Here is a 13,799-nt window from a genome sequence, read left to right on the forward strand (position 1 = left end):
CTAATTCATGAACGGCAACAGGCCTTGCTCGCCGCCCAGCAGTAGCATGACCAGCCCGGCCAGTGCCAGATACGGGCCGAAGGGCAAGGGCTGGCCGCGGCTGGCGCGGCCCATGAGCGTCAGCGCCCCGCCGATCAGCACACCCACCAGCGACGCGCTGAGCAGCAGCATCGGCAAGGCCTCGACGCCGAACCACGCACCTAGCGCGGCCAGCAGCTTGAAGTCGCCCTGCCCCATGCCTTCGCGCCCGGTCAACAGGCGGAACACATGAAAGATAACCCACAGGAACAGATAACCGGCCACCGCGCCAACCACAGCCGTCTGCACACTGGTGAACGCGTCGAACAGGTTCACGAGCAGGCCCGCCCACACCAGGGGCTGGGTCAGGACGTCGGGCAGCAGCGTCGTTTCGAAGTCGATCCATGCCAGCGCCACCAGCATGGCCGACAGGCCCATGGCCGCCACCGCGATCGGCGTCGCGCCAAAGCGCAGCGCGCAGGCCGCGAACAGCGCGCAGGTCAGGAGTTCGATGACGGGATAGCGCCAGCCGATGGGCGCGTGGCAGGCCGCGCACCGGCCGCGCAGCAGCAACCAGCCGAGCACGGGAATCCGAGCCATTCTTTCGATGGGCGCCTCGCAGGCGGGACAGTGCGAGGCCGGCGCCAGCAGGCCATAGTGGCCCACGGGCCGCGGCTTGCCGGCGGCGTCCAGGCACTGCGCCTGCCATTCGCGCTCCATCATGCGCGGCAGCCGATGCGTCAGCACCGTCAACCAGTTGCCGGCGAACAGCCCGGCCAGCGCCGCCACGCCGACGAAGACGCCCAGGGGTAGATCAAAGACTTGCCACATCGGCGTCACCGCCCCTTTTGGCCCGGGCGCGCCAGCCCATCCGACTGGCGGGCGATGGCGCAATGAATGAAGCGCCGCACGCGGCGCTGTCGTAATTTGTGCATAAAGTGCCCGGATGCCCGGGAACGGCTAAGGGGAACGTATCGAATCTTCGCATAAGTGCGTAAAATCGGAGACAGACTCAATTCACGGATAAGCTGCCATGGCCGCGCGCGTAGACAACGTTTCCCGCTCCCGCAAACTCAGCGTCATGGGGCTGCTGCTAGCGGGCACCGTGATCGCCGCAACCGGATGCGCCAAGCAGAAAGCCGAAGGCTATTACGACCTGCCGCCCGAAAGCACCGTGACCGACGCGCAGTACCAAGGGTCGGGCGCCGGCTACCGCACTGTCATCCGCGCCCCGTCGCAAGTGCAGATCGAGCTCAAGCCTGACGCACGCCGCCAACAGAACCAAAACCAGCAGGCCGTTGCCGCCGGCCAGACCACCGAAGACGGCCAAGCCGTGCCGGAAGGCGCCGAAGGTGGCTCGGGCAGCTCGGCGCCCGCCCCCGCGGCACCCGCCCCGGCGGCCAACGGCATCACCCACAGCCTGGTGCCGCAGCCGCAAACCTACATGGGCACGCTGCCGTGTTTTTCGCCTGCCATGCAGTGCACCGCCCAGCGCGTGACGCTGACGCTGGCGCCCAATGGCCGTTGGCGCGGCCGCACCGCCTACCTGGACAACGATCCCAAGAAGGGTCCGCCGGTTTCCGAGCAAGGCTGCTGGGACGCCACCGACGAACGCCCGCCGCGCGTCATCCTGATGGACGGCCAAGGCAATGTCCGCGTGGAATTCCTGGTCGCGGCCAACAACGTGCTGCGCGTGCGCTCCATTGGCGGCCAGACGCCCAACCTGAACTACAACCTGACCCGCCAGCCGGATCTGGACCCGATCGACGAACTGGCCAGCGCCGCGGCGCCCAAGTGCCCCTGATCGTTCGGGTGTCCGCCTGCGGCGTTTGATCGCTGCCGGAAACAACGCCGCTGCACGCAACGCCGCCGCACCCTTCCCGGGCCTGACGAACACCTTGTTCGTCAGGCCCGAATTCTTTGGCCGGCCGTCGGATCGCCATCAAGGAGGAACCTCGGGCTTTGCCGGGCAATCGCCGTACTCACTGGCGGGCTCGTGCAATACCTGTGGCTGTGGGCCGGGCCGGACGGGAGGCGGCATGTTGCGGGACGGCCAGCTTGCCCCGGGGACGGGCGATGCGCCGGACTGCCCATGGGCGCACAGCCGGCAGGCGAGCTGCATGGCATTGCGCGCGCCGAGCTTGGCGAAGATGCGGGCGCGGTGGGCCTCCACGGTGCGCAGGGAAATGCCCAGGTCGATGGCGATGACCTTGTTGGCGCGCCCTGCCGCCACGTATTCGACGATCTGGCGTTCGCGGGCGGTCAGGGATGAAAGGGCGGCGTCGAGTTCGGGGTGAGGAAAGGGCATGGAAGCTCGTTTGCAATATAGGATTGCAAACAGTCTGCCCCGCCGGCCGGGCCGCCGTAAGCTAGCAATTCTGATAGGGGCTGATGAAAACGCCTCGCATCAAGCGCCCCGTATCGACCGCCCATCCCCGCCCCGCTTCAGGCCGTATAGACCAATTCCAGGTTGTCGATCAGGCGCGTGGCGCCCAGCTTGGCGGCGGCCAGCACCACGACAGGTTCGCCCGCCTGCAAGTCGGCGGCCTCGGGGCGGTTCAGATCGCGCTGGCGGCGCAGGGCCACGTAGTCGACCTGCCAGCCGCGCTGCGTCAGCCGCTGGACTGCCTCGTTTTCCAGCGCGGCGGCATCGCGTTCGCCCTGGGCCAGGCGGCGGCCGATCTCCTGCAGCTCGGCGTACAGCGCCGGCGCCTCGGCGCGCTCGGCGTCAGTCAGGTAGCGGTTGCGCGAGGACAGCGCCAGTCCGTCGGCCGCGCGCACGGTTTCGTGCGCCAGCACCTCGACGGGCAACTGGAACTGGCGGCACATGTTGCGCACCACCATGAGCTGCTGGTAGTCCTTCTTGCCGAACACCGCCACGCGCGGCTGCACGCAGGAGAACAGCTTCAGCACGACGGTGCTGACGCCGGCGAAAAAGCCGGGACGGAATTCGCCTTCCAGGATGTCGCCCAGATCATCGGGCGGCTGGATGCGGAAATTCTGCGGCTCGGGGTACATCTCGCGCTCGTTGGGCGCGAACAGCACATAGACGTCGCGCGCCGCTTCGAGCTTTTCGATGTCGGCGGCCAGGGTGCGCGGATACTGGTCGAAATCCTCGTTCGGGCCGAACTGCAGGCGGTTCACGAAGATGCTGGCCACCACGGGATCGCCATGCTGGCGCGCCAGCTTCATCAGCGACAGATGGCCTTCATGCAGGTTGCCCATGGTGGGCACGAACGACACGCGGTTCTGTCCGCGCAGGTGATCGCGCAATTCCTGGATGGTGTGTACGACTTTCAAGGGAATCTCCGGAGTGGGCGCGAGCCCGGTCAGGATCAGGCCGCGACGGCCGCCACGCTGGTGTAGGCCAGGCGCACGTAGATGGGCGCATACGGCTCCGCCTGCGTGATCTCCAACAGCGATTCGCGCGCCAGTTCGAGCATGGCAATGAAATGCACGACGACGACCGCGGCGGGCGCGCCCTCGCGGACGCGCTCCATGAAGAGGTCGCCGAATTCCATGAAACGCACGTCGTTCAACCGGCGCAGGATGTGCGTCATGTGATCGCGCACAGACAGTTGCTCGCGCGTGATGTGGTGGTGCTGGTTCAGCTTGGCCCGCTTCATGATGTCGGCCCAGGCCGCGCGCAGGTCGTCCACGCTGACGTCGGGCAGCGCGCGCTCGACGCTGAGGTCGGCCACAGCCTGGCTGCTGACGAAGTCGCGGCCCAGCTGCGGCATCTTGTCCAGTTTCTGGGCGGCCAGCTTCATCTGCTCGTATTCGAGCAGGCGGCGGACCAGTTCGGCGCGGGGATCTTCGGGCTCTTCGCCGGTGTAGGTCTTCTTGACCGGCAGCAGCATGCGCGACTTGATCTCGATGAGCATGGCCGCCATCAGGAGGTATTCGGCGGCCAGTTCGAGGTTGGTGATGCGGATCTGATCCACATACGACAGGTACTGCCGCGTGACATCCGCCATGGGAATGTCCAGAACGTTGAAGTTCTGCTTGCGGATCAGGTAAAGCAGCAGGTCCAGCGGCCCTTCGAAAGCTTCGAGAAAGACTTCCAGCGCATCGGGCGGGATGTACAGGTCCGTCGGCATCTGGAACAGCGGTTCGCCATACAGACGCGCAAACGCCACGCTATCGATGGTGTCGGGCGTGCTGTCGACGGACGGTGCCACTAGCTTGGCCAGGGCATCGCCTGGCACCGAGGGGTTCTGGACCATGTTTGCCGCAAAGGTATCAGTCGGCCTGATACACGTACGGCCTTTGCGCCACGCGTGCCGCGCGGAAGCCTTCGAGCAGCTCTTGATCCTGCGGTTTGTCCCAGAGGCGGGCGCGTCCCTCGCGCTGGCGCTCTTCGGTGCCAGGGTGGGATTTCTTGAAGTCCTTGAGGAACTGGGTGATCTCGGATTCGTAGTTGGTCGCCATGACGCCAATTTCATTAGGTTGCAGATGTCTCGAGTTTACTTCACGGCGGCCGAATCCCCGGCGTTACAATCGTCAGGCTTCCACCGCAGCCGTCCGACATGCCCGCAGAATCCGCCGCCGCAGCCAATCCCGCTCCCCCCTCAACCCCGGATGCTGTGCGCGCGGCGCGCATGATTCCCTTCATCGTCGGGTGCGCGCTGTTCATGCAGATGCTGGACGCCACGGTCGTGGCGACCGCCCTGCCCGCCATGGCCCGGGCCCTGGGATCCACCCCGGTGCGGCTCAACGTGGCCATCACCTCGTACCTGTTGGCAGTCGCCGTTTTCGTGCCGATCAGCGGCTGGGCGGCCGACCGCTACGGCGCCCGGCGCGTATTCATTACCGCAATCGGCCTGTTCACCCTCAGCTCCGTCGCCTGCGCCATTTCGCAGGACCTGCCGCAGCTCGTTCTGGCCCGGATCGTCCAGGGCATGGCGGGCGCCATGATGGTGCCCGTGGGGCGGATCATCCTGTTGCGCACCGTCCCCAAGCAGGATCTGCTGAAAGCCATGTCCTTCCTGTCGATCCCGGCGCTGCTTGGCCCGGTGATCGGACCGCCGCTGGGCGGTTTCATGGTCACGTACATGTCGTGGCACTGGATCTTCCTGATCAACATCCCGATCGGGTTCCTGGGCATTTTTCTGGTGCTGCGGTATGTCACGGAAATCCGCGAGACCGGCACGCCGCGGCTCGACTGGGTCGGCTTTCTGCTTAGCGCCGGCTGCCTGGCCACGCTGGTCACCGGCTTCGAGGCCATCGGCCGCGACGTGATGCCGCTGCCCATGCTGCTCGGCCTCATCGCCGTGGGCATCGTGTGCGGACTGCTGTACGGGGTGCACGCGCGGCGCACCGAACATCCCATCATCGACCTGTCCCTGATGCGGATTCCCACCTTCGCCATCTCCACGCTGGGCGGCAACTTGTGCCGCTTCGCGGTCGGCGCCACGCCGTTCCTCCTGGCCATGCTGCTGCAGGTGGGCTTTGGGCTTTCGCCGTTCTCGGCCGGTCTCATCACCTTCGCCAGCGCCGCCGGCGCGCTGCTGATGAAATTCGTCGCCACGCCCATCGTCCAGCGTTTCGGCTTTCGGCGCGTGCTGACCCTGAACGCGGTGCTGACGGGCGGTTTCATCATCGTCTGCGGCGCCTTCAACCCGGCCACGCCCGTCTGGCTGATGATCGCCATCCTGCTGGTGGGCGGCTTCTTCCGGTCGTTGCAGTTCACGGGGGTAAATACGCTAACCTATGCCGACATCCCGCCCGCCAAGATGAGCCGCGCCAGCAGCTTTTCGGCCATGGCCCAGCAACTGGGCATCACGCTGGGCGTCGGGGTGGCCGCGGTCACGCTGAACATCAGCATGTCGTTGCGCGGCGCCGAAACCTTGGCCGTCAGCGACGTAGTTGCCGGCTTCATCGTCATCGGCCTGCTGTGCATGGCATCGACTTTCTCCTTTAGACGCCTCGACCCGCTGGCCGGGGCTCACCTGAACGGCGCGAAAAACAGTGACGACGAATGAATTTGTCCTAGCCCTGGACCAGGGCACGACCAGCTCCCGAGCCATCGTGTTCGACCGCGACGGCGTGGTCCGCGGCGTGGGCCAACGTGAATTCCGCCAGCACTATCCGCGTCCGGGTTGGGTCGAGCACGATGCCAACGAGATCTGGCACAGCCAGCTCGACGTCGCCCGCGAAGCCCTGCGCAACGCCGGCGCGGCAGCCGCCGACATCGCCGCCATCGGCATCACCAACCAGCGCGAGACCACGCTCATCTGGGAACGCTCGACCGGCCGTCCACTGGCCCGCGCCATCGTCTGGCAGGACCGCCGCACCGCCCCGATGTGCGACCAGCTCCGCCAGGACGGCCACGGCGACTTCCTGCAGGCGCGCACGGGTCTGGTCGTCGACGCCTACTTTTCCGGCACCAAGCTGGCCTGGCTGCTGGACCACGTGCCCGGCGCACGCCGCCTGGCCGAACGCGGCGAACTGGCCTTCGGCACCGTCGACACGTGGCTGATCTGGCAACTGACCGGCGGCGCTGTCCACAGCACCGACCCCAGCAACGCTTCGCGCACGATGCTGTTCGACCTGCACACGCAGGACTGGAACGACGACATCCTGGCGCTGCTCAACATCCCGCGCAGCGTCCTGCCGCAGATCGCGCCCAGCAGCGCCATCGTTGGCGACGCTCTCCCCGAATGGCTGGGCGGCTCCGTGCCCATCGCGGGCGTGGCGGGCGACCAGCAGGCCGCCACCTTCGGCCAAGCCTGCTTCACGCCCGGCATGGCCAAGAACACCTACGGCACCGGCTGCTTCATGCTGATGAACGTGGGCGACAAGCCCGTTGAATCGCGCAACAACCTGCTGTCCACCGTCGGCTGGGGCCTGCCCCAACCCGGCCAGGACAAATGGAAACCGACCTACATGCTGGAGGGCGGCGTCTTCGTGGCGGGCGCTGCGGTCCAGTGGCTGCGCGACGGATTGGGCATCATCCAGCGTTCAGAAGAAATCGAATCCCTGGCCGCCAGCGTCTCGGACACCGACGACGTGTTCATGGTCCCGGCCTTCGCCGGCCTGGGCGCCCCCCACTGGGATCCCTACGCGCGCGGCACCCTTGTTGGCCTGACTCGCGGCACCACACGCGCCCACATCGCACGTGCCACGCTGGAATCCATCGCCCTGCAAAGCGCCGAACTGCTGACGTGCATGAACGCGGACAGCGGCATCGCTTTGACGGAATTGCGCGTCGATGGCGGCGCTGCCCGCAACGATTTGCTGATGCAGATGCAGGCTGACATTCTGGGCGTTCCGGTTGTGCGTCCGCGGGTCCCCGAATCCACTGCTCTCGGCGCAGCGGGCCTCGCTGGCTTGGCCGTGGGCTTCTGGTCGGGTCAGGAAGAATTTGCATCGAAGTGGCAGGCCGAACGCACCTTCACGCCCTCCTGGCCCCAATCCGTGCGGGATGCGCGGATGAAGCGGTGGCGGCAGGCTGTGGAGTTGTCGAAGGGCTGGTCGGCTGGCGTGACGAAGTAAGGCGTCGGTTATTGGCTTGCCGGCGGTGTCTGACACCCTTGGGAGACGCACTAGGCATGAAGCGAATCTCACCAGGGTGTCAGACACCTGGAGCAGAAGCAGCCACTCGCGAAGCGTCATCGCCACGACGCAAGACGCCGCGTAAGTCACCGGAAGCCGCCCGCGCGGCCGAATTGCTGCCGCCCATCGGGCACTGGAGTCCAATNCGGTGTCTGACACCCTTGGGAGACGCACTAGGCATGAAGCGAATCTCACCAGGGTGTCAGACACCTGGAGCAGAAGCAGCCACTCGCGAAGCGTCATCGCCACGACGCAAGACGCCGCGTAAGTCACCGGAAGCCGCCCGCGCCGCCGAATTGCTGCCGCCCATCGGGCACTGGAGTTCAATGGACGGTTAATGCCGTCTGTGCCTGAACCTGGCGAGAGCGTCGGCCGCTGCCGGTGTCTGACACCCTTGGAGAGCGTCTGCCGCTGCCGGTGTCTGACACCCTTGGGAGACGCACTAGGAATGAAGCGAATCTCACCAGGGTGTCAGACACCTGGGGCAGAAGCAGCCACACGCGAAGCGTCATCGCCACGACGTAAGACACCGCGTAAGTCACCGGAAGCCGCCCGCGCGGCCGAATTGCTGCCGCCCATCGGGCACTGGAGTCCAATGGACGGTTAATGCCGTCTGTGCCTGAACCTGGCGAGAGCGTCTGCCGCTGCCGGTGTCTGACACCCTTGGGAGACGCACTAGGCATGAAGCGAATCTCACCAGGGTGTCAGACACCTGGAGCAGAAGCAGCCACTCGCGAAGCGTCATCGCATGAAGCGAATCTCACCAGGGTGTCAGACACCTGGAGCAGAAGCAGCCACTCGCGAAGCGTCATCGCCACGACGCAAGACGCCGCGTAAGTCACCGGAGGCCGCCCGCGCGGCCGAACGGTGACGGGCATCGCAAGCTGCTTCTCTCCCAGACGAATGCGTGCAAGAACCTCAAGAACCCAATCCGCCCCAACGCCCGTAGAGATTCAACAGTAGAGCCCGGTGCGGCGTGGGCCTGGGGTGGGCGGGGCGTGTAGATGCGCCCGGCGGAATCCGAAGGCAGCCGCCGCAGGCGGCAACGAGGATGAGCACGGGGCAGTCCGGAGCGAAGGCTCCGGACCGCAATCGTAGCCCCACCCACCCCAGGCCCACGACGCGCCGGGCGTCTCAAGAATTCAACTCGCCGCAATACCGCCACACCGCGCGCCTCAAGAACTCACTCTCGAGCAAAAACGCGGCACTGGTCGCCTCAAGAACTCACTCTCGAGCAATAACACGCGGCACTGGTCGTCTCAAGAACTCACCCTGCGGCAATACCCATAAAGCATCATCAAGCCGCCCGAACCCCAATCGCCACCACCCTCGCAGTAAACCCCTTCAACAACTCCTCCCGCATCGCCTCAGCCCGCACCATCGACGCCTCCTTCACGTGCCCATACCCGCGAATCTCCTCGGGTACGCTAGCCAACGCCACCGCCTTATCCAGATTCCCGCGATTCAACTTCCCCAGAATCGCCGTCATCGTCGCCCGATACTCCCGGATCAACTCCCGCTCCGCCCGCCGCTCCTTCGTATACCCGAACGGATCAAACCGAGACCCCCGCAAGAACCGCATCCTTGCCAGCACCCGAAACACCTTCAGCATCCCCGGCCCATAAGACCGCTTCACCAGATGCCCATCCTTATCCCGCCGCGCCAACACCGGCGGCGCCAGATGAAAGCGCAGCTTCCAGTCCCCCTCGAACTGCTCGCCCACCCGCTTTAAAAACTCCCCATCCGAATACAACCGAGCCACCTCGTACTCGTCCTTGTAAGCCATCAGCTTGAAGTAATACCGCGCCACCGCCACCGTCAGCCGGCTCGTGCCCGTAGCCTCCCGCTCCGCGTGCGTCACCTTGTCCACCAGATCCGTGTACTGTTTGGCATAGTCAGCGTTCTGATACTGCGTCAGGAACGCCTTGCGCACCGCCACCATCTGTGCCAATTCACCCGCCGGCTTCTTTAGATCCACCACTGGACTCGCCACCCGCGGCCGCGTGATTTCGATGATGTCTTCCGGCTGCGCGGCCGGCACCCCGCCATTGGCCATCAAGCGCGCCACCGCCGCCGGCTCGTGCGCCGCGCGCCGTCCCCACGCAAAGGCCGCAAGATTGTTCGACACCTGCTGGCCGTTCAGCTCGATCGCCCGCAACAGCGCCGCGCGCGACAGCGGTATCCAGCCCTTTTGAAACGCGTAGCCCATCATCAGCGGATTCGAATAGATCGCATCGCCCAGCAGCACCACCGCCATCGCCGCCGCATCCACCGCGTCCAGGTTGTCCTTGCCGCACGCGCTCTGCAGATCCGCCGTCAGGTTGGCGCCCGGCAATGTCCAGCCCGGGTTCGACACGAACGCCGCGGTCGGCGCCGTGTCGCTGTTCAGCAGCACGTGCGTGCGCCCCGGACTCACGCGAGCCATCGCCTCCGCGCTCGTCGCCACCACCAAGTCGCCCGCCAGCAGCAGATCTGCCTCGCCCATCGCCACCCGCGTGTTCAGCAGATGATCCGGCGTGCCCGCCAGCACCACGTGCGAAAACACCGCGCCACCCTTTTGCGCCAGCCCCGCCATGTCCAGCACCGAACAGCCCTTGCCCTCCAGATGCGCCGCCATGCCCAGCAACTGCCCGATCGTCACCACGCCCGTGCCGCCCACCCCCGCGATGAAGATGCCATAAGGCACATCCAGACTACGCACACGGGGCGCCGGCACATCCTCGTCCGGCACGCCGCCCGATTGCGCCAGCGCAGGCGGCTTCTTCAGCTTGCCGCCCTCTACCGTCACCAGACTCGGGCAAAAGCCCTTCAGACAGGAGAAGTCCTTGTTGCAGCTCGACTGGTTGATCTTGCGCTTGCGCCCGAACTCCGTCTCCAGCGGTTCCACCGACAGACAGTTCGACCTCGACGAGCAATCGCCGCAGCCCTCGCACACGCGTTCATTGATGACCACGCGACGCGCCGGGTCCGGATAGGCGTTGCGTTTGCGGCGGCGGCGCTTCTCAGTCGCGCAGGTCTGGTCGTAGATCAGCACCGACACGCCGGGATGCTCGCGCAGCTCGCGCATCACGGCGTCCAGCTCGTCGCGATGCCGAACCGGCACGCCCGGCGCCAGGTCGGACACGTCCACGTACTTGCCGGGATCGTCCGTCACCACCACGATCTTCTCGATGCCCTCGGCCGCCACCTGGCGAGTGATCATCGGCACGCTGATGGGGCCGTCCACCGGCTGCCCGCCCGTCATCGCCACCGCGTCGTTGAACAGGATCTTGTACGTGATGGGCGCCTTGGCGGCCACGGCCGCGCGGATCGCCAGCAGCCCCGAATGAAAGTAGGTCCCGTCGCCCAGGTTCGCGAAGACGTGTTTTTCCTCGGTGAACGGCGCCTGCCCCAGCCACGGCACGCCCTCGCCGCCCATCTGCGTGAAGACGTCGGTGCTGCGGTCCATCCAGCGCACCATGTAATGGCAGCCGATGCCCGCCATGCCGCGCGAACCTTCCGGCAGGCGTGTCGACGTATTGTGCGGACAGCCCGAACAGAACCAGGGCTTGCGTTCTTCGATCACGCGCGGGCGCGCCAGCGCCGCTTCGCGCGCGCGGATGAATTCCACCCGCGCCTCGATGCCGGCGCGCACGTCGTCCGGCAACGCGAAACGCAACAGGCGCGCCGCGATGGCCTTGGCGACCATCGCGGGCGAGAACTCGTAGTGCGCCGGCAGCAGCCAGTTGCCTTGCGGCACGGACCACTCGCCGCCGTCCTTGTCGTCGAACTTGCCCACCACGCGTGGAATCTTCTTGCCGCTGCCGATCCAGCTGAACAGTTCCTCCTTCAGCTGATACTCCAGCACCTGGCGCTTTTCCTCCACGACCAGGATCTCGTCCAGCCCTTCGGCGAACCGCTGCGTCCCGGCGGACTCCAGCGGCCACACCATGCCCACCTTGAATAGGCGCAGGCCGATACGCCGGCACACGTCTTCGGACAGGCCCAGGTCCGACAACGCCTGGCGTGTGTCCAGATACGCCTTGCCGGACGTCATGATGCCGAAGCGCGCATCGCGCTGCGGCACCTCCCAGAGCTCGCGGTTCAGCCCGTTGGCGCGCGCATAGGCCAGCGCGGCGTACAGCTTGTAGTCCAGCAGCCGCGCCTCCTGCTGCAACGGCGTGTCGGGCAGCCGGATGTTCAGGCCGTCCGGCGGCAGTTGGAAATCCTCGGGCAGCACGATGCGCACGCGATGGGGGTCCACGTCGACCGACGCCGACACCTCCACGATGTCGGTGATGCACTTCATGCCCACCCACACGCCCGCGTAGCGGCTCATCGCCCAGCCATGCAGGCCGTAATCCAGCACTTCCTGCACGCTGGCGGGAAACAGCGCAGGAATCATGCAGGCCTTCAGGATGTGATCGCTCTGGTGCGGCAGGGTCGAGGACTTGGCGGGGTGGTCGTCGCCCGCCACCACCAGCACGCCGCCGTGGCGCGCGGTTCCGGCCGCGTTGGCATGCTTGAAGACGTCCCCGCAGCGGTCCACGCCCGGTCCCTTGCCGTACCACATGCCGAACACGCCGTCGTACTTCGCGCCCGGAAAGAGGTTCACCTGCTGCGAGCCCCACACCGCCGTGGCGGCCAGGTCTTCGTTGATGCCGGGTTGGAATTCGACGTGATGCGCCTTCAGATGGGCGGCGGCCTTCCACATGTTCTGGTCGACGCCGCCCAGCGGCGAGCCCCGATACCCCGACACGAATCCCGCCGTGTTCAGCCCCGCCTGCGCATCGCGCACGCGCTGCATCATGGGCAGCCGCACCAGCGCATGGATGCCGCTCATCCACGCGCGGCCGGATTGCAGGGTGTATTTGTCGTCGAGCTGGACGGACTCAAGCGCCGCGCGGACGGCGGGCGTAAGGGGGGCATTCATGTCTACTCCAACATCGGATGCCCCCACCAGCTTCGCGCGCCTCTAGCCAGAACGCACGCGGGCCAACAAGGGCCGTGAAAGTGAAGTCCTGATGCGTTCGCGCCTCTGCGGGCGGAATCGCGCTTGCCGCGCCCGCTGCCCGAAAAAAACGGGGCCGGCTGGCGTTAGTCCTTTCGGTTGTAACTCCTGGCTCCCAGGCGGGCAATAGGGCGATGCGATAATTGCCGGCATGGACTTCGCCCCTCGCATCGTCGCCTGGCAGCGCCAGCATGGCCGCCACGATCTCCCCTGGCAGAACACCCGGGATCCCTACCGGATCTGGCTTTCTGAAATCATGCTGCAGCAGACGCAGGTGGCGACCGTCATCCCCTATTACGAGCGTTTCCTGCAACGCTTTCCGGACGTCGCGGCACTGGCCGCCGCCTCGCAGGAAGACGTGATGCCGTACTGGGCCGGCCTGGGCTACTACGCCCGCGCCCGCAACCTGCACCGCTGCGCTCAGGAAATCGTGCGCGACTGGGACGGCCGCTTTCCGCCCACCGCCGAGGCCATCGCCACGCTGCCGGGTATCGGCCGGTCGACCGCTGCGGCCATTGCCGCGTTCTCGAACGGCGAGCGCTCGCCGATTCTGGACGGCAACGTCAAGCGCGTATTCACACGCCACTTCGGCATTGCGGGCGACCCCGCCAAGCGTGAAGTCGAGCAGCGTCTCTGGGCGCTGGCGCATGCGCAGGTGGATGCCGCGCCCGGACTGGACATGGCGGCCTACACGCAGGGGTTGATGGACCTGGGCGCCACGCTTTGCACGCGCGGCAAGCCCGCCTGCGACAGATGCCCGGTGGCAGAGACCTGCGTCGCCCGCCGCGAGGGGCGTCAGGCAGAGCTGCCCACGCCCAAGGTGCGCAAGGCGATTCCCGAGCGCGAGACCTGTATGTTGGTGCTACGGCACAAGGGCGCTTTCCTGCTGCAGCAGCGTCCCGAACCGGGCATCTGGGGCGGGCTGTGGAGCCTGCCGGAGTTCGACGCGGCAGGCGACCCCGACAGCGCATCACGCGCTTTGGGGCTGGAACCGGAGCAGCGCTTCGAACTGGCTGCCTTCGCCCACACATTCACGCATTACCGCCTGCACATCCGCCCGTGGCTGGTGCCGGTACGCGCGGTCGCCCTGCGCGAACCGGCGCTCCCGGAGCGCTGGGTGCCGGCGGACAAGCTGGGGACGATGGCGCTGCCTGCGCCGGTCAAGAAGCTGCTGCAAGGGCTGGTGGATGCCGGGATGCAGGACAGCCTGTTCGGCGAGGAAAACGCGGCGTAG

At 66.4% G+C, this 13,799-nt stretch carries 10 protein-coding genes; 4 read left to right on the top strand and 6 right to left on the bottom strand.

Annotated elements, in window-relative coordinates:
• The gene (locus ASD71_RS13760; RefSeq protein WP_056564645.1) at positions 1–849 is read right to left on the bottom strand and encodes an A24 family peptidase; all 849 of its coding nucleotides are present in this window, start codon (positions 847–849) and stop codon (positions 1–3) included.
• Positions 850–1,051: 202 nt separating this feature from the next.
• Here ASD71_RS13760 and ASD71_RS13765 point away from each other — a divergent pair, with 202 nt between their 5' ends.
• Positions 1,052–1,822 carry a copper resistance protein NlpE N-terminal domain-containing protein gene (locus ASD71_RS13765; RefSeq protein WP_056564648.1) on the top strand — a complete coding sequence of 257 codons (771 nt, stop codon included), beginning with the start codon at positions 1,052–1,054 and terminating at the stop codon, positions 1,820–1,822.
• 138 nt (positions 1,823–1,960) lie between these two features.
• On the opposite strand, the gene ASD71_RS28535 is transcribed toward ASD71_RS13765, so the two are convergent.
• The 4 genes from ASD71_RS28535 to ASD71_RS13785 form a co-directional block, all read right to left on the bottom strand.
• Positions 1,961–2,326, bottom strand: coding sequence for a response regulator transcription factor (locus tag ASD71_RS28535; protein ID WP_056564652.1), 366 nt, complete (start codon positions 2,324–2,326; stop codon positions 1,961–1,963).
• A 137-nt stretch (positions 2,327–2,463) separates the two neighbouring features.
• Positions 2,464–3,318 (bottom strand): pantoate--beta-alanine ligase, encoded by an 855-nt coding sequence (gene panC, locus ASD71_RS13775; RefSeq protein WP_056564655.1) that lies wholly within the window; start codon positions 3,316–3,318, stop codon positions 2,464–2,466.
• Between the two features lie 35 nt (positions 3,319–3,353).
• The gene (locus tag ASD71_RS13780; RefSeq protein ID WP_056564658.1) at positions 3,354–4,244 is read right to left on the bottom strand and encodes a ScpA family protein; all 891 of its coding nucleotides are present in this window, start codon (positions 4,242–4,244) and stop codon (positions 3,354–3,356) included.
• Between the two features lie 16 nt (positions 4,245–4,260).
• Positions 4,261–4,449 (bottom strand): DUF3460 family protein, encoded by a 189-nt coding sequence (locus tag ASD71_RS13785; protein ID WP_056564661.1) that lies wholly within the window; start codon positions 4,447–4,449, stop codon positions 4,261–4,263.
• Positions 4,450–4,547: 98 nt separating this feature from the next.
• Here ASD71_RS13785 and ASD71_RS13790 point away from each other — a divergent pair, with 98 nt between their 5' ends.
• Positions 4,548–6,002: a DHA2 family efflux MFS transporter permease subunit gene (locus ASD71_RS13790; RefSeq protein ID WP_056564664.1), complete on the top strand. Its 1,455-nt coding sequence runs from the start codon at positions 4,548–4,550 to the stop codon at positions 6,000–6,002.
• Positions 5,989–7,515 carry a glycerol kinase GlpK gene (gene glpK / locus ASD71_RS13795; RefSeq protein ID WP_056564667.1) on the top strand — a complete coding sequence of 509 codons (1,527 nt, stop codon included), beginning with the start codon at positions 5,989–5,991 and terminating at the stop codon, positions 7,513–7,515. The genes ASD71_RS13790 and glpK overlap by 14 nt, the downstream gene beginning before the upstream one ends.
• Before the next feature lie 1,357 nt (positions 7,516–8,872).
• Here glpK and ASD71_RS13800 read toward each other — a convergent pair.
• Positions 8,873–12,487 carry an indolepyruvate ferredoxin oxidoreductase family protein gene (locus tag ASD71_RS13800; RefSeq protein ID WP_056564670.1) on the bottom strand — a complete coding sequence of 1,205 codons (3,615 nt, stop codon included), beginning with the start codon at positions 12,485–12,487 and terminating at the stop codon, positions 8,873–8,875.
• 229 nt (positions 12,488–12,716) lie between these two features.
• Here ASD71_RS13800 and mutY point away from each other — a divergent pair, with 229 nt between their 5' ends.
• Positions 12,717–13,799, top strand: a complete 1,083-nt coding sequence (gene mutY / locus ASD71_RS13805) for an A/G-specific adenine glycosylase (protein WP_056564673.1) — start codon at positions 12,717–12,719, stop codon at positions 13,797–13,799.

Origin of the sequence: Achromobacter sp. Root565 (assembly GCF_001427425.1) — a bacterium.
Lineage (GTDB): Bacteria > Pseudomonadota > Gammaproteobacteria > Burkholderiales > Burkholderiaceae_B > Achromobacter > Achromobacter spanius_D.

Excerpts from the sequence above, each read along its gene's own strand:
- ASD71_RS13760 (WP_056564645.1), bottom strand. The coding sequence starts at position 849 with ATGTGGCAAGTCTTTGATCTACCCCTGGGCGTCTTCGTCGGCGTGGCG.
- mutY (WP_056564673.1), top strand. The coding sequence starts at position 12,717 with ATGGACTTCGCCCCTCGCATCGTCGCCTGGCAGCGCCAGCATGGCCGC.
- ASD71_RS13800 (WP_056564670.1), bottom strand. The coding sequence starts at position 12,487 with ATGAATGCCCCCCTTACGCCCGCCGTCCGCGCGGCGCTTGAGTCCGTC.
- ASD71_RS13785 (WP_056564661.1), bottom strand. The coding sequence starts at position 4,449 with ATGGCGACCAACTACGAATCCGAGATCACCCAGTTCCTCAAGGACTTC.
- ASD71_RS13765 (WP_056564648.1), top strand. The coding sequence starts at position 1,052 with ATGGCCGCGCGCGTAGACAACGTTTCCCGCTCCCGCAAACTCAGCGTC.
- ASD71_RS13790 (WP_056564664.1), top strand. The coding sequence starts at position 4,548 with ATGCCCGCAGAATCCGCCGCCGCAGCCAATCCCGCTCCCCCCTCAACC.
- ASD71_RS13780 (WP_056564658.1), bottom strand. The coding sequence starts at position 4,244 with ATGGTCCAGAACCCCTCGGTGCCAGGCGATGCCCTGGCCAAGCTAGTG.
- ASD71_RS28535 (WP_056564652.1), bottom strand. The coding sequence starts at position 2,326 with ATGCCCTTTCCTCACCCCGAACTCGACGCCGCCCTTTCATCCCTGACC.